We start from the raw sequence: 21,052 nt of genomic DNA, 5'->3' as shown, positions 1-21,052 counted from the left end.
TCCCCTGATGAGACGGCCGAACCCGGCCCCGGGTTGGGACGGGTTCACCTGTTTCGCCTCCGGGGACGTTCGAACCGTCCGGCCGCCGGCACCAGCGCGGCCAGCGCGAGGGCGAAGACCGGCAGCCACATCAGCCGCTCCAGGAGCCAGACCGGCCGGCCGGGCGCGGAGTGGAGCCCCGGGAGCGGGCCGGCCGCGAGGAAGGTCCCGACGGTGACCGCCATCATCGCGGTCTGGTGCCACAAGAAGATCGTCATCGCGGACAGGTTGGCCATGGCCACCGCCGCCCAGACGCGCGGGCGCCGCGTCCAGCGGGTCAGCGGACGGTACAGCAGCAGCGCGAGCCCCGTCTGCGCGAGCCCGAAGGCCACGGCCGCGAGCGTGGGCGGGTTGAGGTTGGAGACGGCCGCCCCCGGAACGCCGACCATGCTCGCCGGATAGCCCGCGAACAGGACCAGCGCGCAGGTGGCGGACGCGCCCCCGAGAAGCAGGGCGAGGCCCGTACGGCGAGCGGCCAGGGCACCGTTCGCCCAGGCGATGCCCAGGTAGAACGGGACCAGCCAGCCGGTGAGGACCGTGGCCCAGCCGATCCATTCCGGCGCGTCGAGCGCGAACCGTCCCAGGTCGATGGCCGCGGTCACCGCCACGAGCACCGCCGCGCCCCAGAGCCCGAGCCGGTTCCAGAGGGCGACGATGGCGGGCGTGTACGCGGTGAGCACCCCGTACACGCCCAGGAACCACAGCGGGCTGAGCACCAGCTTCACCAGCGTGTGCAGGCCGTTCGAGGAGAACCCGGCCCACGCCAGCGCCGCCGCCGCGGGGATCCAGGCGATCAGCAGGACGGGCACCGGGCGCGCCAGCCGCGTCATCCGGTGCCGCAGCCGGGCGCCCCACGGCACGCCGGGACGCGTCCCCTTCGCCGCCGTGTAGCCGCCGACGAGGAAGAAGACCGCCAGGGTCTGGAGGACCCACGAGACCGGGGTGAGCGAGGGCAGCGCCGCGAGCGGGCTGGTCACCCGCAGGTCGGTGCCCGCCGCCGGGACGAACGCGGTGACCAGCCAGTGGCCGAGCACCACGCCGAGGATCGCGAACGCGCGCAGGGCGTCGATGGCACGGTCGCGTCCCGGCGGGGTAGCGGCGTCGATGCGGGCCGCCCGTCCGGCCGGTGCCGCCTGTCCGGCCGGTGCCGCCGGGACGCGGGACAGGCCGGGCGCCCCGGGCGCCCGCGCGGGGGTGGGGGCGGAGACTGGGAGGGGCCGCTTCGCGTCAAGCATGGGTGACCTCCGGGCCACGGCCCAGCGCGATCAGGGCGAGGTTGCGGAGCGGGAGGCTTCCCGGCTTCAGGTAGGCGCTGTGCGGGCCCGTTCCGGCGTCGAACCGGGCGGCGCCGAACGCGGGCGAGACCGGGTCGCGGCCGAACCCGATCCCGGCGAGGCGGAGCTTGGGCACGAACCTCGTCCAGTCGCCGCTCGAACGGCCCGCCCACACGTGCGCGCCCGTCTTCAGCTCGGCGGCGCTGCCGAAGGTAGTGCCGGGACTGCCGTAGAGGGCGATCTCGTCCACCGGCAGCCCGTCCAGGCGGCCCGCGGTCTTGGCGCAGACCACCGAGCCGTAGCTGTGGCACAGCAGCCCGAACCGGGCGCGGCCGTTGACGCGGTGCAGCCCGGTGACGAGGCGGTGCAGCTCGTGCGCGCCCACGGTGGCCTCGCCGGAGGTGACCACGCCGGCGCTCCGCGTCGACGGGGACGCGTAGCCGAGCCAGGCGATCACCGCGAGGCGGGTGCCGGGCGCCGCCGTCCCAGCCTGCCGGTAGAGGGCGCGGCTCCCGCCGCCGGCCCACTTCCACGAGTCGAAGTTGGTCAGCAGGCCGTCGGCGCCGGGGACCACGACCGCGATCCGGTCGGCGCGCTCCAGGTCGCCGATGACCTCGACGGCCCGGCCGTTGCTGCGCGCGTCGAAGGACAGGAACCGGCGGCCGGGGCCGAGGAAGGCCGACAGCGCGCGGGCCCGGCCGCCGTCGTGGACGCCCTCGGCGGTGGCGCGGGCCGTGTCGATGTCGTGCCGTGCCGCCGCGTAGCGGGCGCCGAGGGTCGCCGCCGACAGTTCCGGGACGGGGGACGGCGCCGCGTAGACCTCCGGCCCGTTGGTCGCCGCCGTCGTCGCGCCCACCACGGCCAGGACCGCGAAGGTGGCCGCGACCCTGCGGGCGCGGCGCGGGCGGCTCCGGGGGGTGGGGCTGCGCATCGGGGGCGTCCTTCCTGGTCAGCGAGTTGAGCACTGACTAGGAAGGTAGAAATCGAACGCTGTAGCGGGCATCGGCCGACGGTCGTGTCTTCGCGTTCACCCCGAGGTACCCCGGGCCCCCTACCGGGGAGGGACGCGCGGCGTCCGCGCACCCCACCCGGGTACCGTTCGCCCTGAACGGCGGGCGGTTGCGGGTGGTCAGTCGCCGGGGCGGACCAGCCCCACCTCGTAGGCGTAGACGATCGCCTGCGGGCGGTCGCGCAGGCCCAGCTTCATCAGGATCCGGCCGAAGTGCGTCTTGACGGTCTGCTCGGCGATGACCAGCTCGCCCGCGATCTCGCCGTTGGACAGCCCGCGGGCGACCAGGTTCAGCACCTCGGCCTCCCGCTCGGTCAGCTCCGCCAGCCGCCGCCGGGACGGGGCCCGCGGGGCGCCGAGCCGGGAGAACTCCGCGATCAGCCGCTTGGTGATCGAGGGCGCCAGCAGCGCGTCGCCCGCCGCGACCACCCGGACGGCGTCGGCGAGCTCGCCCGCGGACGCGTCCTTGAGCAGGAAGCCGGACGCGCCCGCGCGCAGCGCCTCGTACACGTAGTCGTCGAGGTCGAAGGTGGTCAGCATCAGCACCTTCGGCCGGTCGCCGCCGGACGGTTCGGGGCCGGACGGTTCGGGGCCTTCGTCCGACAGCAGCCGGCGGGTGGCGTCCAGCCCGTTCAGCACCGGCATCCGCACGTCCATCAGGACCACGTCGGGCCGCAGCTCGGCGATGCGGCGCAGGCCCTCCTCGCCGTTCTCGGCCTCGCCGACGACCTCGATGTCGGGCTGCGCGTTCAGCAGCACTCCGAAGCCGGTCCGCACCATTCCCTGATCGTCGACGATCACCACCCTGATGGTCACGTGCTCTTCCCCTCGGGCAGCGTGGCGGTCACGGTGAATCCCCCCTCCGGTGTGGGCCCGGCGATCAGCTCGCCGCCGAGCATGACGGCCCGCTCGCGCATGCCGACCAGGCCGTGCCCGCCGCCGGGGGGCGAGGGGGTGGGGCGGTGGCCGTCGCCCGGGGGCCCGTTGCCGACCTTCAGCCGCAGTATGCCGCCGTCGCGGCCCGCCTCGAGCAGCACGCGCGAGCCGGGGGCGTGCCGCATGGCGTTGCTGAGCGCCTCCTGAAGGATCCGGTACGCGGTGAGGCCGACGCCGGGCGGCAGCGCGGCCAGGTCGCCGTCCAGGCGGGTGGTGACGTCCAGGCCGGTGCCGCGCGCCCCGGCGACCAGCTCGTCCAGGCGTTCCAGGCTGGGCTGCGGCGCGGTCTCGGCGCCGTCCTCCGAACGCAGGACGCCGAGGATGCGCCGCATCTCGGTGAGCGCGTCCAGCGCGGTCGCGCGGATCTCGGCCAGGTCCTTGCGGGTCTCGGCCGGCACGTCGGCGACCTTGTAGGGCGCGGCCTCCGCCTGGATCGCGATCATCGACATGTGGTGCGCGACGACGTCGTGCAGCTCGCGGGCGATGCGCTGCCGTTCGGTCAGGACCGCCTCGGCGTCCTGGTGCCGCTTCTTCTGCTCGGCCAGCTCGCGCCGGGCCGTCTGCCGCAGCCGCACCGCGTAGCCGGTCGCCAGCGGCAGCAGGAGCAGCACCGTGGCGCCGGGGCCGGTCGGGGGGTTCTTGATCCAGACCGCGGCGAAGGACAGCAGTGCGACGCCGAGCGTGATGTCGCGCGAGCAGCGCACCGCGACCGTGAAGAGGCACGCGATGGCGACGAACGCGCCCGCCGGGATGTAGGGCACCGACAGCCAGCCGTGCGTGTCGACCAGTGCCATCGCGAGGAAGCTCAGCCGCCATGCCGCGAGGGGGTGCATGTCGCGCAGCGCCAGCGGCACGGTCACGGCCGCCGCATACAGCAGCGCGGTCGAGCCGGGCACCAGCAGCCCGCGCCTGCTCCCCTCGGTGATCAGCAGGGAGTACGAGCCCGCCAGGAGCGCCACCGTCAGGCCGAGGCCGAACAGGTTGACCACCGGCCCGTACGGGAGCCGGCCGACGCCGATCCAGCGCGTCCAGCGCAGCCCCAGCGGCCACGGACGGTTCGGCGGGACGGGCTCGGCCCGGCCCGTCACCGCGGCGGCGAGGACGCCGCGCAGCACCCAGGCCAGCCGCGACCCGTCGTCCTGGACCTCCGCCGCGCTCATGTCCCCAGGCTAGAGGCGCCGTGGCCGGTCCGGATGCGACCGGAGTGCGACCTACCCGTCATACCTGGGTACGGTCTGGCCGTGGACCCCGTCGAGGCATTGCGCCGGATCGCCTTCCTGCTCGAGCGCGCGCAGGAGCCCTCCTACCGGGTGAGCGCCTTCCGCAAGGCCGCCCGCCTCGTCGAGCGGGCCGGTCCCGGCGAGATCGACGGCCGCGTCCAGGACGGGACGCTGACCGGTCTGCCCGGCATCGGGAAGGTCACCGCGCTGGTGATCGAGGAGGCGTCCCGCGGCGAGACGCCCGTCTACCTGCGGCGGCTCGAGGCCACCGAGGGGGAGCCGGTGGACGAGGCGTCGGCCGCGCTGCGCTCGGCCCTGCGCGGCGACCTGCACACGCACAGCGACTGGTCCGACGGCGGTTCGCCGATCAGGGAGATGGCCGAGACGGCCCGCTCGCTCGGCCACGAGTACATCGCGCTGACCGACCACTCACCCCGCCTCACCGTCGCCAACGGCCTGTCCGCCGACCGGCTGCGCCGCCAGCTCGACGTCGTCGCCGAGCTGAACGAGGAGCTCGCGCCGTTCCGGGTGCTGACCGGGATCGAGGTCGACATCCTGGACGACGGCGCGCTCGACCAGGCCCCGGACCTGCTGGACCGGCTCGACGTCGTGGTCGCCAGCGTGCATTCCAAGCTGCGGATGGACCGGGTCGCGATGACCCGGCGGCTGGTCGCGGCGGTCGCCGACCCCCGGGTGGACGTGCTCGGCCACGTCACCGGGCGGATCGTCAAGGCGGGCGGGCGCCGGGGCGGGCTGCGGCCCGAGTCGGAGTTCGACGCCGCGCTGGTGTTCGACGCCTGCGCCGCCTACGGCGTCGCCGTGGAGATCAACTCCAGGCCGGAGCGGCTCGACCCGCCCAAGCGCCTGCTCCGGCTGGCGGTCGAGGCGGGCTGCCGGTTCGCGATCGACTCCGACGCGCACGCCCCCGGCCAGCTCGACTGGCAGCCGAACGGCTGCGAGCGCGCGGCCCGCTGCGGCGTGGACGCCGGCCGGGTGGTCAACACGCTCCCAGCCGACGACCTGCTCGCCTGGCTGTGTTTCTGAGCTCGGCCCGGTGTCCTCGCCTAGGGCGCGGACGCCGACCGTGCTTGGGCGAGCGCGACATCGCTTCGCGATCCGGCCGGTGCGGCTCGCCTCCGGCTTCGCCTCACCGGCCAGGTAGCGCGCTCGCGCGACGGCTGGGCACGTTGGACAGGTCCTGGTTTCGGCCCCCGTCCGCCCCCGCGCTAGAGGAGGCCGTTCCACATCTGCTCGACGACTAGGGGCCACCAGTGCTCCTCGCCGTTGAACGCCGCCGGGTCGACGGCGGCGAGCTGGGCCTGGAGCCGTTCCACGATCTCGCCCGCGGTGTACGGGTCGCACCCGCGCATCCGCTGCCGCCCGCGCGTCAGCAGCGCCAGCGAGCGGGCGAACGAGGCGGTGTCGGCGTTGACGAACCGGGTCGAGCCGTAGTCGGGGTCGATCGCCCAGACCCCGCCCAGCACGTGCGGGGGACCGGAGGTCATCAGCCCGATCACGCAGTGCCCGTCGCCCCCCAGCGTCGCCAGCGACTCCAGCCGCCGGAGCGCGTCCGCCGGCAGCGGGCTGCGGCGCGCGCGCAGGCGTTCGGGCACCGGCACGACCGACCACGCCTGGAACAGGTAGGGCACCTTCGCCGGGAGCCCCGCCGAGGTCAGCGTCACCTCCGGGCCCTGCCCGACGCCCGCGCGCTCCAGCTCGTCAGGGTGGTAGCGCTGCACCTGGTCGTGCCCGAACGTGGCGGCCAGCACCTGGCCCAGCTGCGCGCCGTCCACCGGCGGCGCCGGCGGCACGTTCGGCGGCAGCGGCGCGGGACGGGCCGAGGGCGGGGCGGGCTGCCCGGTGAGCCGGGCCATCAAGGCGGCCTGTTCGGCGCCCGCCGCGACGGAGGTGGCGCGCTCCTTCCGGGTGTCGCCGTAGGGACGCCCGAACGAGAACTCGGCCCTGGGGAAGCCGAACCCCCTCACCTGCGGCTCGCAGTAGCAGCCGGGCAGGCGGCAGAGCTGAAGGTCGGAGTGGACGGCCGACACGTTCGCGGACGGGACGCCGAGCCGTTGCAGCTCCTCCCACACCTGCCAGAACGGCGTCGGCCGCCCCGAACCCGAGATCTTCGTGAGGTAGACCTCTTCGCCCTGGCCGTCCCGGTAGGTGACCGTGAGGGTGTTCCCGGCCCCCACCGCCGGCCGGTCCGCCGGCGCGTGGCCGGCACCGTGACTGCCGTCGTACATCCGTGTTGCCCCTCACTGTGCGCGGCGGGGGACGACCGTCCCCATATCCGGTCCGCCCGAGAGTCTGGCAGGTACCCGGGACAGCGACGGGATCGTTCCATCCAAACCCGGCGTGCCCGGGACGCCCTCCCGCAGCACCCCCGTCGCCCGCCGTTTCCCGGGCCCGGATTAGCGTGGGGGCCCGCCGTATCAAGGAGGACCGATGACCGAGATCGGGCACCGTTACGTCGAGTCCGCCAGTGGATTGCGCATGCACGTCGCCGAGGCCGGCGAGGGGCCCCTGGTCCTGCTGCTGCACGGCTTCCCTGAGTGCTGGTACTCCTGGCGGCACCAGCTCCTCGCGCTCGCCGACGCGGGCTTCCACGCGGTCGCGCCCGACCAGCGCGGCTACGCGCGCACGGGCGGGCCCGAGGCGGCCGACCAGTACTCGATCCTGCACCTGGCCGGCGACGCCGTCGGGCTCATCGACGCGCTCGGCGAGGAGACCGCCGTGGTCGCCGGGCACGACTGGGGCGCGCCGGTCGCCTGGGCCACCGCCCAGTTCCGTCCCGACAAGGTGCGCGGCGTGATCGGGCTGTCGGTGCCGCACCGGCCGCGCTCGTCCGGACCGCCGGTCGAGGCGATGCGCACGATGCTCGGCGACGGCTTCTACATGGTCCACTTCCAGCGTCCGGACGTCCCCGAGGCCGAGCTCGGCCGCGACCCCGAGGCCACGTTCCGCCGGATGCTGTACGCGGGGTCCGGCGACGGGCCCGGCCTGGTGCCGATCGTCCCCGAGGGCGGCGGGTTCCTCGACGTGTGCGCGGAGCCGGACGCGCTGCCCGGCTGGCTGACCGAGGACGACATCGCCGCTTTCGCCGCCGAGTACCGCGAGAGCGGCTTCGCCGGCCCGCTCAACTGGTACCGCAACCTCGACCGCAACTGGGCGCTCACCGCCGCCTGGCACCGCGCGCCGATCACCCCGCCGGCGCTCTTCGTGGCGGGCGACCGCGACCTGGTCGTCACCGCGCCCGGCGCGCTGGAGGGCATCGAGCGGATGGCCGACCTCGTGCCCGGCCTGCGCGAGGTCGTCTGGCTGCCGGGCTGCGGCCACTGGACGCAGCAGGAGCGTCCCGCCGAGGTCAACGACGCGATGATCGCCTTCCTCGCCACCCTCTGACCGGGCCTGGCGAGCCGGGCCGGGCACCGGACCGGGGCCGGGCGGATTGTCGGAGGCGGGGCGTACGGTCGCGGCGTGAACCGTACCGACCGGCTGTACGCCCTGGTGGAGGAGCTGCGCGCCTGCGCCCCGCGCCGGGTCAGCGCCCGGGAGCTGGCCGCGCGGTACGAGGTCAGCGTCCGGACGATCGAACGCGACATCGGCGCGCTCCAGCAGGGCGGGGTGCCGATCTTCGCCGACGTGGGCCGGACCGGCGGCTACACCCTCGACAAGAGCCGGACGCTGCCGCCGCTCAACTTCACCCCGGCCGAGGCCGTCGCGGTCGCGGTGGCGCTCGGCCGGGCCGAGGGCTCGCCGTTCTCGCGCTCGGCCCGCACCGCGCTGCACAAGATCGTCGCGGCGATGTCGGCGGCCGACAGCGCCTCGGCCCGCGAGCTGGCCGCCCGCATCCGCCTCGTCGCCCCGGCCGGGGCGGGCGGCCCGGCCGCGGTGCCGCCGCTCCCGGTGCCCGCCGTGCTGGAGGAGGCGATGTGGGCCCGCCGCGTGGTGCGGCTCAGCTACGTCGACCGGTACGGCGCCGAGACGCGGCGCGACGTCGAGCCGGTCGCGTTCACCGGATCCAGCCGCGACTGGTACCTGCTCGGCTGGTGCCGCCTGCGCGACGAGGCCCGGGTGTTCCGCACCGACCGGGTCGTCCGGGCCGCGCTCCTCGACGAGCCCGCGCCCGAGCGCGACGTCGACGCGATGGGGACCGCCCCGCCCGACTATGTGGCGCGCCCCCTCGAGTTCGTCTGACCCCCTCGGAAGTCCGGCGGAAACACCGACACAGGGTTGTCGCGCACATGTTCGAGAGTCGTGCCGTACGGCGCACCCGGCCGTACGGCCACCACGACCACGACCGCGGAGAACGACATGAGCGCACCGGCGTACGACACCGTCAACTGGTTCCAGATCGGCACCGACCACTCCGAGGCCGCGCAGAGCTTCTACGGCGGGCTGTTCGGCTGGAAGTTCACCCTGGACTCCGCCGACGGCGGCTACGACCTGATCAGGTACCCCGGCGCCGACGCCCCGAGCGGCGGCATCGCGCACACCAAGGGGGGCGACGAGAACCACGCCACGTTCCTGGTGATCGTCCGGGACGTCGCCGCCGCGTGCGCCGAGGCCGAGAGGCTCGGGGGCGAGGTGCTGATGCCCGCGACGATCGCGCCGAGCGGGCTGGTCTTCGCCTACCTGACCGACCCGTCCGGCAACCAGTTCGGCGTCTACACGCCTCCGGCGCCCCCGGCCTGACCCCGGGGACGCGAAAGGGGCCCCGATGCCGCTCGGGGCCCCTCAGGGGCGCCGGGAGGGGATCACGGCCTACACCTCCGTGATCCCGCCGCCCGCGCCGGTGCGCTACGCGTCGCCGCCGGTGTTGCTCTCGGCGCTGCCCACGCCGCCCGCGAAGACGGTGCTGACGTCGGCGCCGAGCTGGTAGCGGTCGATCGCCTGCTGGAGCGTCTCCTGCTTGACCTCGCCGTGCCGGGCCAGCCGGGTGAGCACGGCCAGCACGACCGACGCCGCGTCCACGTGGAAGAACCGGCGGGCGGCGGCGCGGGTGTCGGAGAAGCCGTAGCCGTCGGTGCCGAGCGAGGTGAAGTCGCCGGGCACCCAGGAGGCGATCTGGTCGGGCACGGCCCGCATGTAGTCCGACACCGCGACGATCGGCCCCGGCACGTTCTCCAGGACCCGGGTCACGTACGGGACGCGCTGCTCCTCCTCGGGGTGCAGCAGGTTCCACTTGTCGCACGCCGCGGCCTCGCGGGCCAGCTCGTTCCACGAGGTCGCCGACCACACGTCGGCGGCCACGCCCCAGTCCTCGGCCAGCATCCGCTGCGCCTCGACGGCCCAGCGGCCCCCGACGCCGGACGCCATGATCTGCGCCCTGGGCGCCTGGCCGTTGCCGGTCGCCGGCTCGGGCGCCTCCCGGTAGCGGTACAGGCCCTTGAGCAGCCCGTCGACGTCGACGCCCTCGGGCTCGGCCGGCTGCTGGTAGGGCTCGTTGTACACGGTGAGGTAGTAGAAGACGTCCTCGCCCTGGGGGTGCTCTTCGGACGAGCCGTACATCCGGCGCAGCGCGTCCTGGGTGATGTGGGCCAGCTCGAACGCCCACGTCGGGTCGTAGTGGACGCAGGCCGGGTTGGTCGCGGCGAGCAGCGGCGAGTGGCCGTCGGCGTGCTGGAGCCCCTCGCCGGTGAGGGTGGTGCGCCCGGCGGTGGCCCCCAGCAGGAAGCCGCGGCCCATCTGGTCGCCCAGCGCCCACATCTGGTCGCCGGTCCGCTGGAAGCCGAACATCGAGTAGAAGATGTAGACCGGGATCATGAACTCGCCGTGCGTGGCGTAGGCGCTGCCCGCGGCGATCGCGGAGGCCATCGAGCCGGCCTCGCTGATCCCCTCGTGCAGCATCTGCCCCTGCTCGGACTCCTTGTACGACAGCAGCAGCTTGCGGTCCACCGCGTCGTAGGTCTGCCCGTGCGGCGAGTAGATCTTGGACGTCGGGAACAGCGAGTCCATCCCGAACGTCCGGTACTCGTCCGGGGCGATCGGGACGAACCGGGCGCCGATGTTCTCGTTCTTGATCAGGTCCTTGAGCAGCCGGACGAACGCCATCGTGGTGGCGATGCTCTGCTTGCCCGAGCCCTTCTTCAGCTCGGCGTACACCGGGTCGCCGGGCAGCTTGAGCGGCTTGGCCCGGACCACCCGCTTGGGCAGGAACCCGCCCAGCGCCGCGCGCCGCTCGCGCATGTACTGGATCTCGTCGGAGTCCTCGCCCGGGTGGTAGTAGGGCGGCAGCTCGCCCTCGAGGGCGGCGTCGGGGATGTCGAGGTAGAGCCGGTCGCGGAACTCCTTCAGCTCGGCCTTGGTGAGCTTCTTCATCTGGTGCGTGGCGTTGCGCGCCTCGAAGTCGGAGCCGAGCGTCCAGCCCTTGATGGTGTGCGCGAGGATCACGGTCGGCTGGCCGACGTGCTCGCGGGCCGACTTGAACGCCGCGTAGACCTTGCGGTAGTCGTGCCCGCCGCGGGACAGCTTGCGCAGGTCGTCGTCCGTCAGGTCCTGGACGATCCGGCGCAGCCGGGGGTCGTCGCCGAAGAACTTGTCGCGGATGTACCCGCCGGACTCGACGGTGAAGGTCTGGAACTGCCCGTCGGGGGTGGTGTTCATCTTGTTGACCAGCACGCCGTCGGCGTCCTGCGCCAGGAGGGGGTCCCAGTCGCGGCCCCAGACCACCTTGATCACGTTCCAGCCGGCGCCGCGGAAGTACGACTCCAGCTCCTGGATGATCTTGCCGTTGCCGCGGACCGGGCCGTCGAGCTGCTGGAGGTTGCAGTTGATCACGAAGGTCAGGTTGTCGAGCTCCTCGCGCGCGGCCAGCCCGATCGCGCCGAGCGACTCGGGCTCGGCCATCTCGCCGTCGCCGAGGAAGGCCCACACGTGCGAGCGCGAGGTGTCCTTGATCTTGCGGTTGTACAGGTAGCGGTTGAACCGGGCCTGGTAGATCGAGTCGATCGCGGTGAGCCCCATGGACACCGTGGGGAACTCCCAGAAGTCCGGCATCAGCCGCGGGTGCGGGTAGGACGACAGCCCGCCGCCGGGGTGCGACTGCTCCTGGCGGAACCCGTCGAGCCTGCCCTCGGGCAGCCGGCCCTCGAGGAACGCGCGGGCGTAGATGCCGGGCGCGGCGTGCCCCTGGATGAAGACCTGGTCGCCGGACTCGCCGTGGTCCTTGCCCCGGAAGAAGTGGTTGAAGCCGACCTCGTACAGCGAGGCGGCCGAGGCGTAGGTGGCGATGTGCCCGCCGACGCCGAGCGTGGGGCGGTTCGCGCGGGACACCATGATCGCGGCGTTCCAGCGGATGTAGGCGCGGATGCGCCGCTCGATGTGCTCGTCGCCGGGGAACCAGGGTTCGTGCTCCGGCGGGATGGTGTTGATGAAGTCGGTGCTGCGCAGGCCGGGCACCCCGACCTGCTGCTCTCGGGCCCGCTCGAGAAGGCGCAGCATCACGTAGCGCGCCCTGCCGCGCCCCTCGGTCTTGATGACGGTGTCCAGCGATTCCAGCCATTCCCGGGTCTCGTCCGGGTTGATGTCGGGCAGCTGACTCGGCAGGCCGTCGCTGATGATCGAAAAACGTTGACGTCCGGAAGCCACGGGGTCCCCTCTGTGCTTACCGTCTTTGCTGTGAGGCCCCCGCCCGCCGCGTCGGGCGGTCGGCGGTCTCAGAACGACTGTTCGTCGCCGTGGTCGATGATCCATCGTCGCCCTTCGTGCGGGCTAACGCATCTCTACCAACCGGTAACCATTCTCCCCGGTCAGCCGGGGTGCCAGTGCAATTTCAGGTCCCTTTTTTCCCGGGCGAACCGCCGGTGGCGGCCGGGTCCCGCCGATGGGGTAGACAGGGACCATGAAGAGCACGGTGGTCGAGGTGACCACGGGGAAGAAGGAGGCCGTGCACGACATCACGCCCGAATGCGAGCGGTTCGCCGCCGGTGCCGGAGGCGACGGCCTGCTGAACGTTTTCGTGCCGCACGCCACCGCCGGCGTGGCGATCATGGAACTGGGCGCGGGCAGCGACGACGACCTGCTGGCCGCGCTGGGCGATCTGCTGCCCGCCGACGACCGCTGGCGGCACGCGCACGGTTCCCGTGGCCACGGTCGGTCACATGTGATGCCGGCTTTGGTCCCGTCGTATGCGACCATTCCGGTCTTGGACGGGAGGCTCGCGCTGGGTACGTGGCAGTCGGTGGCACTGGTCGACCTCAACGTTGACAACCCCGTCCGGCAGGTACGGTTGTCCCTCCTCGCGGGATGAGCGCGTCTTGCGCGCTGAGCGCGGGTTGTTACGCTCAGTGGATGAGCTGTGACGTCCACCTGCGTATTTGGGCCAATGAGCCCACCAAAAGCGGGGAAGACACTTGCGCGAGAGCCCCTCGCTTGTGTGGACTGTCCGGCAAACGCCGCACAGGTGCGGGCGGGCCACCCCGTCCCGGGGGGCCGGAGAAGGCATCGTGCGGACTTTCGACCATGGGAGGACTTTCGTGAGCGCGACCGCGGGTCAGGCGCAGTCTGAGCGCAGCCTGGCCGAACGGCTCGGCCTCAAGGCGGGCCAGGTGGTGCAGGAGATCGGCTTCGACGACGACGTCGACGAGGAGCTTCGCGGCTCCGTCGAGGCCGCTACGGGGAACGAGTTGGTCGACGAGGACTACGAGGATGTGGTCGACGTCGTGCTGCTGTGGTGGCGGGACGAGGACGGCGACCTGTTCGAGGGCCTGACCGACGCCATGATCCCCCTCACCGGCGGTGGCCAGATCTGGCTGCTGACGCCCAAGGCGGGCCGGGACGGGCACGTGGAGCCCAGTGACATCGGCGAGGCCGCCCAGACGGCGGGCCTGTCGCAGACGAGCAGCGTGAGCGCGGCCAAGGAGTGGTCCGGCACGCGCCTGGTCGCGCCGAAGGTGCGCAAGTAGCCCCGGGGGACCGGGATCTCGCCGGCCCGGCCGGCCCAGGGAGTCCGGAGCGCGCCGTCAGGCGGCACGCTCCGGGGGCTCCGTGGTCGGCCGGTCCGGGCTGCGCCCCGGCCCTCACGCGGGTGCTGGCAGACTGGTGACGCCCTTCACGGCCGTGGAGGGCGCCGGCTCCCCCGCAGTGCTGCGGGGGACGATCCGCGGGAGAAGGCGTTTTGGCGGTTGAGGTAGGCGACGAGGCACCGGACTTCGAGCTCAAGGACCAGCACGGGACCCCGGTGAAGCTGTCGGGCCTGCGCGGGAAGAACGTCGTCCTGGTGTTCTACCCGCTGGCCTTCAGCGGCGTGTGCACCGGCGAGCTGTGCACCATCCGGGACGAGCTGCCCACGCTGGGCGGCGACGACGTCCAGGTGCTCGCCGTCTCGGTCGACTCGGTGTTCGCCCTGCGGGCCTGGTCCGAGCAGGAGAAGTACCAGTTCCCGCTGCTGTCGGACTTCTGGCCGCACGGCGGCGTGGCGCAGCGCTTCGGCGTCTTCGACGAGGAGAAGGGGCTCGCCACCCGCGGCACCTTCATCATCGACACCGAGGGCGTCGTCCGCTGGAAGGTCGTGAACGCGATTCCGGACGCGCGCGACATCGACGAGTACCGCAAGGCGCTCGCCGGGCTCTGAGTGACAGGTCCGGACCGGCCCGCGGCGCGCGCCGCCGACCGGTCCGGCCCCCGCACCCCTGGAGGTGTGATGCCCTGCTTCCGATGCGGGGCGCGGCAGACCGACCCTGTGCGCGGCGCGAGCCCCTGGAAGCGCGGGGTCCGGGCGGATCGCCAGGTGCTGGTCTGCCCCGGCTGCCAGACCGCCCACGACTGGGCCGACGATCTCGACCGCTGCGCCGCCTGCGCCTCCGCCGCGCTGGTGTGCCGGCTCGGCGAGATCGAGTGCCGCGACTGCGGGCACACCCGCGAGGCCGTCCGCGACGGGCCGTCCGCCACCGGCCTGGTCCGGTCGGGCCCGCCGCCGGGCGACGGCGGCCTGTCCGAAGAGGTCGCCGAGGCGCTGAGCCGGGTCCTGAAGCGCCGCTTCGCCGGCTGACCGGCGGGTCCCGCGGGCATGAACCCGCCTTAGGAGACCGCGGTGTCCTCCAGAACGCGGAAGGTGAGCCCCGCCTTGGTCAGCCGCGCGATGAGGGCGTCGCCCATCGCGGTCGCGGTGGTGACCTGCCCTGCGGTCTCGGGGAGGTCGTCGTGCGCCAGGCTGAGCGCCGACTCGGCGAGCATCTTGGCGGTCTCGCCGTAGCCGGGGTCGCCGCCCGCGACCTCGGTGACGACCCGCCGGCCGCCGCCCTCGCCGACGAACTTCACGCTGAACCAGTTGCGGGCGCGCTGCGCGGCGGAGGGGCCCGCGCCGGGCGCGCGGAGCCCGAGCAGCAGCGCCCGGGTGGGCGGGAGCTGCGCGAGCGCCACGGCGGCGCCCGATCCGGCCACCATGCCGGCGGCCGTGGTCAGGCGCTTGACCGCGATGTAGTGGCCGTAGGAGAAGTCGGGGCCGTAGCGGTCCAGCGCGGCGGCCGAGCGGGTGACGATCCGCGGGTCGATGGAGGGGAGCGGCAGCGTCCAGCCGCCCGCGATCCCCGACCTCGGGACGGGCCGCCGGGACATCCGGATCCGGCGGCCGGCCGGCCGCCGCTCCACCCGGCCGCGCTCGCGCTCGGCCCGCATCATGCCGGGCAGGTCGGCGAACACCCCGACGGCCGAGTGCAGGGTCCCGCCGGACGCGTCGCCCCGCGCCCGCACGAAGCCCTCGACGTGCAGCGGCACGCCCTCGGGGAGGTGCTTGACGGTGAAGTAGGCGCCGAGGTCGTGCGGGATCGAGTCGAACCCGCAGGCGTGCACGATCCGGGCCCCGGTGCGGACGGCCCGTTCGTGGTGGCGGACGTACATCCGGTCGACGAAGGTGGGCTCGCCGGTCAGGTCGACGTAGTCGGTGCCGGCCCGCGCGCACGCGGCCACCAGCGGCTCGCCGTGCCGGACGTAGGGGCCCACCGTGGTGATCACCACCCGGGCCGCCCCGGCGACCGCCTCCAGCGAGGCGGGGTCGGTGGCGTCGGCGTGCAGCAGCGGCAGGCCGGCGAGCGCGGGACGGGCCGCGGCGAGCCGGTCGCGCACCGCCTCCAGCTTGGCCCGGTCGCGTCCGGCGAGGGCCCACCGGGTGCCCGGGTCCGCGTGCGCGGCCAGGTAGTCGGCGGTCAGCCCGCCGGTGAAGCCGGTGGCGCCGACCAGGACGAGGTCGTGCGGGCGGTCGGCGATCATGGCTGGTCCCTTCGCAGTACCGAACCGGATTCTGTCACGCCCGGCGCCCGCTTCGCCGGGGACACCACCCGTACGCCGGGGATGTTCTAGGCTGGCCGTGATCGGGGGGAAGCTGGCGTGATCGTACTGATGGTGGTGATGGACGTCGTGGCCCTGGCGCTGTTCGTCTGGGCGTTCAGGTCGGTGCGGCGCCACCGGGGCGCCCGCGCGGACGACAGCGGGCAGTTCGCCGGCATGGTCCTCATCGGGGTCGGCCTCGTCCTACTGTCGCTGGCGCTGGGGAGCGCCGCCCCGTAGCCCGGGTGCCGGGCGCGTCGACGACGACCGGGCCGACCTGACGACCCTGGCGGCGGAGGATTTCCTGGTCAGCCGGATCTTCTCCGGAAATGCCTGATTTCCCGCACGGGAGGGTTAATCCGGGACTTGTGGGTATTCGTCGGTCATTCGCGGTGTGCGACAGTGATCACATCCGATCCGGGGATGCGCCCCGGCATGTCCTAGTGTTGGGAACATCGACATGAGGATGTGGGGGAGACGTTGCTGAACCCTGAGGACCTGTACGAGCTGGACGACGGGCTGCCGGAGCTGGCCGGGCCGGTGCTGCTGCACAGCCTCGACGGCTTCGTGGACGCCGGGTCCACCGGGCAGCTGGTGCGCGAGCACATCCTTGAGGCGCTCGAGCACCGGGTGATCGCGCGCTTCGACGTGGACTCCCTGATCGACTACCGGGCCCGGCGCCCCGCGATGACCTACGACCGCGACCACTGGTCCGCCTACGAGGCGCCCGAGCTGGTCGTGCACCTGCTCCACGACGAGACCGGCAGCCCGTTCCTGCTCCTGGCCGGGCCCGAGCCCGACCGGCTCTGGGAGGGCTTCACCGCCTCCGTCCGGCACCTGGTGGAACGGCTCGGCGTCCGGCTGGTCGTCGGGTTCCACGGCATCCCGATGGGCGTCCCGCACACCCGCCCGGTCGGGATCACCTCGCACGCGACCCGTCCCGAGCTGGTCACCCGCAACTCCTGGTTCGACAAGGTGCAGGTGCCCGGCAGCGCGGCCGGCCTGATGGAGCTGCGGCTCGGCGAGTCCGGCCACGACGCCCTCGGCTTCGCCGTGCACGTCCCGCACTACCTGGCCCAGTCCGCCTATCCGGCCGCCGCCGTCGCGGCGCTGGAGGCGGTCACCGGCGCCACCGGCCTGGTGCTGCCGGTCGACCGGCTCCGCGACGCCGCCGAGCGCACCAACACCGACATCGCCGAGCAGGTCACCGGCAACGACGAGGTCGAGAAGGTCGTCCAGGCGCTGGAGCAGCAGTACGACGCGTTCGCCGGTGCGGCCGAGCGCGAGAGCCTGCTGGCCGAGTCGCAGGACATGCCCACCGCCGACGAGCTGGCCGCCCAGTTCGAGCAGTTCCTCGCCGAGCAGGACGGCCCGGACGCCCAGCCCTGACCGGCGCGGCCCGCGCTGGACCGATCCCGCGATGCGGGCGGCCATCACCGTCCTGCCGCGGCAGGACGGCACGGCGTGCGGGTCGCGTCCGGGGTGGTGAAACCGTTTCGCGGTGGCGGGCCACGACCGGGTATGCTCGCCCGGTCACCGGGGCGTTCCCCTCAGGTGGGCGGGCGCGTAGCTCAGGGGTAGAGCACTCGGCTTACAACCGAGCGGTCGGCGGTTCGAAACCGTCCGCGCCCACCGTTTCCCGGATGCCCCGTCTCCGCTTCGCGCGCGAGGTGGGGCTTTGTCATGTGACGGGCATCTCATCGCGTGCGGGCAGGTCAGGGCGCGTTTTACATGCCGTTCACATATGGGCAACAGGTAAGAAATGCCCCATTGCCACTCTCGTGATGCCGGACGACCGCCGCCGTCCGGGATGACGAAGGGACCGATGTTGAGCTACAAGGCCGAGTACATCTGGATCGACGGCACCGAGCCCACCGCACGGCTCCGGTCCAAGACCAGGATCCTCAAGGACGGCGCCGACCTGCCGGACTGGGGCTTCGACGGCTCCAGCACCAACCAGGCCCCCGGCGACAACTCCGACTGCGTGCTCAAGCCGGTCTTCAGCTGCCCGGACCCGCTGCGCGGTGGCGACCACCGGCTGGTGCTCTGCGAGGTCTTCCTCGTCGACGGCACGCCGCACCCGACCAACAACCGCGCCAAGCTCCGCTCGATCGCCGAGCGGTTCGCGGACCAGGAGTCCTGGTACGGCATCGAGCAGGAGTACACCTTCTTCAAGGACGGCCGCCCGCTCGGCTTCCCCGAGCGCGGCTTCCCCGCCCCGCAGGGCTTCTACTACTGCGGCGTCGGCGCCGACGAGGTGTTCGGCCGCGAGATCGTCGAGCGGCACCTGGACGCCTGTCTGGACGCCGGGCTGGAGATCTCCGGCATCAACGCCGAGGTCATGCCCGGCCAGTGGGAGTTCCAGATCGGCCCGGTCGGCCCGCTGGAGGTCTCCGACCACATGTGGGTCGCCCGCTGGCTGCTCTACCGCATCTCCGAGGACTTCGACGTCTCGGCCACCCTGGACGCCAAGCCGGTCGAGGGCGACTGGAACGGCGCCGGCGCGCACACCAACTTCTCCACCAAGGCCATGCGCGAGGGCTACGACCCCATCATCACCGCCTGCGAGGCGCTCGCCGACCGGGTCGAGGAGCACGTCGCCGGGTACGGCGCCGACATCGAGCGCCGCCTGACCGGGATGCACGAGACCGCCCCGTGGAGCGAGTACAGCTACGGCGTCTCCGACCGCGGCGCCTCGGTGCGCATCCCGTGGCAGGTCGAGGTGGAGAAGAAGGGCTACATCGAGGACCGCCGCCCGAACGCCAACATCGACCCGTACGTGGTGACCCGGCTGATCACCGACACCTGCTGCACGGCGCTGGAGAAGGCCGGCCAGGTCTGATCCCGCCCGTCCCGCCCGCTCTCCGGCCGGTGCCCCGCCCAGCGCGACGGCACCGGCCGGCGGCGTTCCCGGACGTTCGGGGACGGGTCCCGGACGGTCAGGGGAGCGGGCGGCGGCCGGCGAAGCCCAGCTCGGTGCGGTGGTACCACTCGAGCTCGGTGTCGCCCTCCAGCCAGCACAGCCGGACCGACCGGCCGTCCAGCGTCGCGGGGAAGTCGATGAGGAACGGGGCGATGCCCCTGATCTCCAGGCCCTGGTCGGTGAACCAGCCGATCCGCTCGTCCAGCCTCGCCTCGTAGGCCTTCGCCTCGGCGATCCCGCCCGACGCCGACTCGCCCTCGATCCGCAGGTCGAGCGCGAGCTCGGCCAGGTCGGCGCGGATCGCGACCATCTCGGCCGCCCGCTCCCGCACCTCCGGGATGAGCGCGCGCGCCTCCTCGACGGTGAACTCCCGCTCTCCGCTGGCCATGCCGCTCCCCCCGAGGTCGTCGCCGTGCCGTCCTGGGAGGAACGCTACCGGCGCGGGCATCCGTCCGGTTCCGGACCTGGGCACTCGGAGGGGCCCAGGCATTCGCCGTAGGCGGGGCACGCGCCGGGCTCGGGGTCCCGGTCGGGTTCCAGCCAGTCGTCGTGCTGTCCCTCGGGCGCCAGCCAGTTCAGGACGCGCCCGATGACCGTGCGCCTCTCGTCGGAGCCGTTGTCGGGGAAAGGCCGGGGGGTCTGCATGGCGGCCAGCCTCCTGGAAGGTGTCGGGTCGAAATGATCAGTAGTAATGATCATTAGTACAGACACCGCGGGGAACGGTAACTATGCCGCCGCATCCCCGGGAATCCGGCCGGTGCGCACTACCTGGCCCGATGCCGCCAAATGATGACAAATTCACGGACAGGGACGAGTTCCCGCTGGTGGCGCCGGGTAGCACTCTGACGTTCGCTGGGGGGAGGAACCATGGCCGAGACGCCGTACGGACCGTCCCACGGCGGCCCGCCCGGCCGGCGCGGAAACGGGGCCGGAGGCAGGGCGGGAGGACACGGACCGAGGTCGTCGGCCTGGGAGCGGTCCTTCCGGTGCCCGTCCACCGCGCGCCGCCCGGTCGAACGGCCGATGGCCCGGTACGCCGACTTCGTCCGGCTGCACGAGGCGGCCGAGGCCGAGGCGTCGCTGCTGATCCGCCGGATCTGGTGGGCCGGGACGTCCTTCGGGGTGCTCGCGGGCGCGTTGACGTTCGCGATCGCGCTCCTGCTGCGCGGCGTGCTCGGTGTGCCGGTACCGGCGTTCGCCGGCGCGGCCGTGAGCACGCAGGCCGCCGCGCTGAGCTACGCGGTGTGCGCCCTGGCCGGGACGATCCAGGCCACCGCGCTGCTGCACGTCCTGGTCGTGACGGCCGCGCGGCCCGTGCGGGCCTTCACCTGGATCGGGGCGATCGTGGTCCTGCTGCTGACGGCGATCCCGCTGACGCTGCGCGGCCCGCCGGTGGCCGCGGTCCTGGCCACCTCCGGCCTCAACCTGGTGGGCGGCACGGTCATGGTGACGGTGATGGCGGCGATCACCGCGGCGCTGCTGCACCGGCCCGGCCCGCTGCTGCGCCGCCGACCCGCCCGCGGGATCAGGCGCGGCCGACGGTGACCGCGAGCGCGGCCGGGGCCCGGGTGGACGTCACCCGCATGTGCCGCAGCCGCCGCCATACCTGGAGCCCGATCGGGTGCTCCGGGGCCATCACCCGCAGCTCGCGGTGCATCCCGGAGAAGCCGAGCACGAGGAACGCCTCCCAGGTGCCCCGGGGGAGCGGGTCGTCGGTGAACGCCCGGGTCAGCGGGACCGAGGCGGTGTAGGTCAGCCGGTCGCCGCCGGCCTCCAGCGCCGCGATCACCTCGTACCTGCGGCCCGAACCGGGTTCGCGCAGCCGCAGCTTCGCCGAGACCGGCATCGCGATGTCCTGGAAGGTGATGTGCCCCGAGACCACCAGCTCGTCGTCGTGCTCGTTCCAGGCCAGCGTCTCGGCGCGGGTCGAGCCGCCGGGGTGCGCCCGGCCCCCGACGTCGATCGCGAGCGTCCCGTACGCGCCGAAGTACACCGTCACGGTGGTCGAGCCGGCCAGGAACCGGCGCTGCGGCGTCGGGTCCAGGCCGGGGGCGTGCCGGTGCCCGAGCGGGACGGCGCGGGCCACACCGTTCGGCCCGACGGCCAGCTCGACGTCCCACAGACCGTTCGGGAGGGGGCCGTCACCGCAGACGGAGGTGATGTCGATCAGCGCCTCGAAGAGGTGCCCGCCGGCCGCGGGCAGGACGGCGGGGACGCTGATCAGCCCGTCGCCGTCGCGCTCGCGCAGCAGCAGTTCGGCCTCGGCGGGCCGCGAGCCGTCCGGCTCCAGGCGGCCGAGCAGCCGGAGGGACATCCCGGACCATGCGACCTCCGTCAGGTAAGGATCAGCCATCGCCGCCCCCTGTGCCATCGGTCGTTCGCG

22 protein-coding genes and 1 tRNA gene are annotated in these 21,052 nt (G+C 73.4%); 13 read left to right on the top strand and 10 right to left on the bottom strand.

Going from position 1 to position 21,052, the window contains the following annotated elements:
• Positions 1 to 44 precede the first annotated feature (44 nt).
• The 4 genes from OHA34_RS12160 to OHA34_RS12145 all read right to left on the bottom strand — a co-directional run bounded on the left by OHA34_RS12160 (position 45) and on the right by OHA34_RS12145 (position 4,418).
• On the bottom strand, positions 45 to 1,274 hold the full coding sequence (locus tag OHA34_RS12160; protein WP_285941234.1) for an acyltransferase family protein: 1,230 nt from the start codon (positions 1,272 to 1,274) through the stop codon (positions 45 to 47).
• A complete protein-coding gene (locus OHA34_RS12155; RefSeq protein WP_285941233.1) occupies positions 1,267 to 2,244 on the bottom strand; it encodes an alpha/beta hydrolase in 978 nt (325 codons plus the stop codon). Before OHA34_RS12155 ends, OHA34_RS12160 begins: the two co-directional genes overlap by 8 nt.
• A 198-nt stretch (positions 2,245 to 2,442) precedes the next feature.
• A complete protein-coding gene (locus tag OHA34_RS12150) occupies positions 2,443 to 3,138 on the bottom strand; it encodes a response regulator (protein ID WP_285941232.1) in 696 nt (231 codons plus the stop codon).
• A complete protein-coding gene (locus tag OHA34_RS12145) occupies positions 3,135 to 4,418 on the bottom strand; it encodes a sensor histidine kinase (RefSeq protein WP_329521648.1) in 1,284 nt (427 codons plus the stop codon). The genes OHA34_RS12150 and OHA34_RS12145 overlap by 4 nt, the downstream gene beginning before the upstream one ends.
• Before the next feature lie 81 nt (positions 4,419 to 4,499).
• Here OHA34_RS12145 and OHA34_RS12140 point away from each other — a divergent pair, with 81 nt between their 5' ends.
• Entirely contained in the window at positions 4,500 to 5,522 is a 1,023-nt protein-coding gene (locus OHA34_RS12140; RefSeq protein ID WP_285941230.1) for a PHP domain-containing protein, read from the top strand.
• A gap of 182 nt (positions 5,523 to 5,704) precedes the next feature.
• On the opposite strand, the gene OHA34_RS12135 is transcribed toward OHA34_RS12140, so the two are convergent.
• Positions 5,705 to 6,724 (bottom strand): SUKH-4 family immunity protein, encoded by a 1,020-nt coding sequence (locus tag OHA34_RS12135; protein WP_329521647.1) that lies wholly within the window; start codon positions 6,722 to 6,724, stop codon positions 5,705 to 5,707.
• A gap of 202 nt (positions 6,725 to 6,926) precedes the next feature.
• On the opposite strand from OHA34_RS12135, the gene OHA34_RS12130 reads away from it, so the two are divergent.
• The 3 genes from OHA34_RS12130 (at position 6,927) to OHA34_RS12115 (ending at position 9,176) form a co-directional block, all read left to right on the top strand.
• A complete protein-coding gene (locus OHA34_RS12130; protein ID WP_285941228.1) occupies positions 6,927 to 7,883 on the top strand; it encodes an alpha/beta fold hydrolase in 957 nt (318 codons plus the stop codon).
• A 75-nt stretch (positions 7,884 to 7,958) separates the two neighbouring features.
• Complete coding sequence (locus OHA34_RS12120; protein WP_285941227.1) at positions 7,959 to 8,678, top strand: helix-turn-helix transcriptional regulator; 720 nt, start codon at positions 7,959 to 7,961, stop codon at positions 8,676 to 8,678.
• 117 nt (positions 8,679 to 8,795) lie between these two features.
• A complete protein-coding gene (locus OHA34_RS12115; RefSeq protein ID WP_285941226.1) occupies positions 8,796 to 9,176 on the top strand; it encodes a VOC family protein in 381 nt (126 codons plus the stop codon).
• A 105-nt stretch (positions 9,177 to 9,281) separates the two neighbouring features.
• Here OHA34_RS12115 and aceE read toward each other — a convergent pair whose 3' ends face one another.
• On the bottom strand, positions 9,282 to 12,071 hold the full coding sequence (gene aceE, locus OHA34_RS12110; RefSeq protein ID WP_285941225.1) for a pyruvate dehydrogenase (acetyl-transferring), homodimeric type: 2,790 nt from the start codon (positions 12,069 to 12,071) through the stop codon (positions 9,282 to 9,284).
• A 253-nt stretch (positions 12,072 to 12,324) separates the two neighbouring features.
• Here aceE and OHA34_RS12105 point away from each other — a divergent pair, with 253 nt between their 5' ends.
• The 4 genes from OHA34_RS12105 to OHA34_RS12090 all read left to right on the top strand — a co-directional run bounded on the left by OHA34_RS12105 (position 12,325) and on the right by OHA34_RS12090 (position 14,472).
• Entirely contained in the window at positions 12,325 to 12,732 is a 408-nt protein-coding gene (locus tag OHA34_RS12105) for a secondary thiamine-phosphate synthase enzyme YjbQ (protein ID WP_329521646.1), read from the top strand.
• Positions 12,733 to 12,958: 226 nt separating this feature from the next.
• The gene (locus OHA34_RS12100) at positions 12,959 to 13,387 is read left to right on the top strand and encodes a DUF3052 domain-containing protein (RefSeq protein WP_285941223.1); all 429 of its coding nucleotides are present in this window, start codon (positions 12,959 to 12,961) and stop codon (positions 13,385 to 13,387) included.
• Between the two features lie 212 nt (positions 13,388 to 13,599).
• Entirely contained in the window at positions 13,600 to 14,055 is a 456-nt protein-coding gene (locus OHA34_RS12095; protein ID WP_329521645.1) for a peroxiredoxin, read from the top strand.
• Positions 14,056 to 14,124: 69 nt separating this feature from the next.
• On the top strand, positions 14,125 to 14,472 hold the full coding sequence (locus OHA34_RS12090; protein WP_285941221.1) for a hypothetical protein: 348 nt from the start codon (positions 14,125 to 14,127) through the stop codon (positions 14,470 to 14,472).
• Positions 14,473 to 14,501: 29 nt separating this feature from the next.
• Here OHA34_RS12090 and OHA34_RS12085 read toward each other — a convergent pair whose 3' ends face one another.
• Positions 14,502 to 15,689 carry a saccharopine dehydrogenase family protein gene (locus tag OHA34_RS12085; RefSeq protein WP_329521644.1) on the bottom strand — a complete coding sequence of 396 codons (1,188 nt, stop codon included), beginning with the start codon at positions 15,687 to 15,689 and terminating at the stop codon, positions 14,502 to 14,504.
• 117 nt (positions 15,690 to 15,806) lie between these two features.
• On the opposite strand from OHA34_RS12085, the gene OHA34_RS12080 reads away from it, so the two are divergent.
• The 4 genes from OHA34_RS12080 to glnII all read left to right on the top strand — a co-directional run bounded on the left by OHA34_RS12080 (position 15,807) and on the right by glnII (position 18,588).
• On the top strand, positions 15,807 to 15,986 hold the full coding sequence (locus OHA34_RS12080; protein WP_329521643.1) for a hypothetical protein: 180 nt from the start codon (positions 15,807 to 15,809) through the stop codon (positions 15,984 to 15,986).
• 240 nt (positions 15,987 to 16,226) lie between these two features.
• Positions 16,227 to 17,135 (top strand): proteasome assembly chaperone family protein, encoded by a 909-nt coding sequence (locus tag OHA34_RS12075; RefSeq protein WP_329521642.1) that lies wholly within the window; start codon positions 16,227 to 16,229, stop codon positions 17,133 to 17,135.
• 171 nt (positions 17,136 to 17,306) lie between these two features.
• Positions 17,307 to 17,378, top strand: a tRNA-Val gene (locus OHA34_RS12070).
• A 193-nt stretch (positions 17,379 to 17,571) separates the two neighbouring features.
• On the top strand, positions 17,572 to 18,588 hold the full coding sequence (glnII, locus tag OHA34_RS12065; RefSeq protein WP_285941217.1) for a glutamine synthetase: 1,017 nt from the start codon (positions 17,572 to 17,574) through the stop codon (positions 18,586 to 18,588).
• Positions 18,589 to 18,685: 97 nt separating this feature from the next.
• On the opposite strand, the gene OHA34_RS12060 is transcribed toward glnII, so the two are convergent.
• Together OHA34_RS12060 and OHA34_RS12055 are read right to left on the bottom strand one after the other, a co-directional pair.
• Positions 18,686 to 19,057: a DUF2203 domain-containing protein gene (locus OHA34_RS12060; RefSeq protein ID WP_285941216.1), complete on the bottom strand. Its 372-nt coding sequence runs from the start codon at positions 19,055 to 19,057 to the stop codon at positions 18,686 to 18,688.
• A 44-nt stretch (positions 19,058 to 19,101) separates the two neighbouring features.
• Positions 19,102 to 19,314: a hypothetical protein gene (locus OHA34_RS12055; protein ID WP_329521641.1), complete on the bottom strand. Its 213-nt coding sequence runs from the start codon at positions 19,312 to 19,314 to the stop codon at positions 19,102 to 19,104.
• A gap of 222 nt (positions 19,315 to 19,536) precedes the next feature.
• On the opposite strand from OHA34_RS12055, the gene OHA34_RS12050 reads away from it, so the two are divergent.
• The gene (locus OHA34_RS12050) at positions 19,537 to 20,214 is read left to right on the top strand and encodes a hypothetical protein (RefSeq protein WP_285941214.1); all 678 of its coding nucleotides are present in this window, start codon (positions 19,537 to 19,539) and stop codon (positions 20,212 to 20,214) included.
• On the opposite strand, the gene OHA34_RS12045 is transcribed toward OHA34_RS12050, so the two are convergent.
• The gene (locus tag OHA34_RS12045) at positions 20,195 to 21,022 is read right to left on the bottom strand and encodes a hypothetical protein (RefSeq protein ID WP_329521640.1); all 828 of its coding nucleotides are present in this window, start codon (positions 21,020 to 21,022) and stop codon (positions 20,195 to 20,197) included. The two genes, OHA34_RS12050 and OHA34_RS12045, sit on opposite strands and share 20 nt — an antisense overlap.
• Positions 21,023 to 21,052: the final 30 nt, after the last annotated feature.

It is taken from the genome of Spirillospora sp. NBC_01491 (assembly GCF_036227065.1).
Classification (GTDB): domain Bacteria; phylum Actinomycetota; class Actinomycetes; order Streptosporangiales; family Streptosporangiaceae; genus Spirillospora; species Spirillospora xylanilytica.
This window is presented reverse-complemented; position numbering and strand designations above follow the sequence as displayed.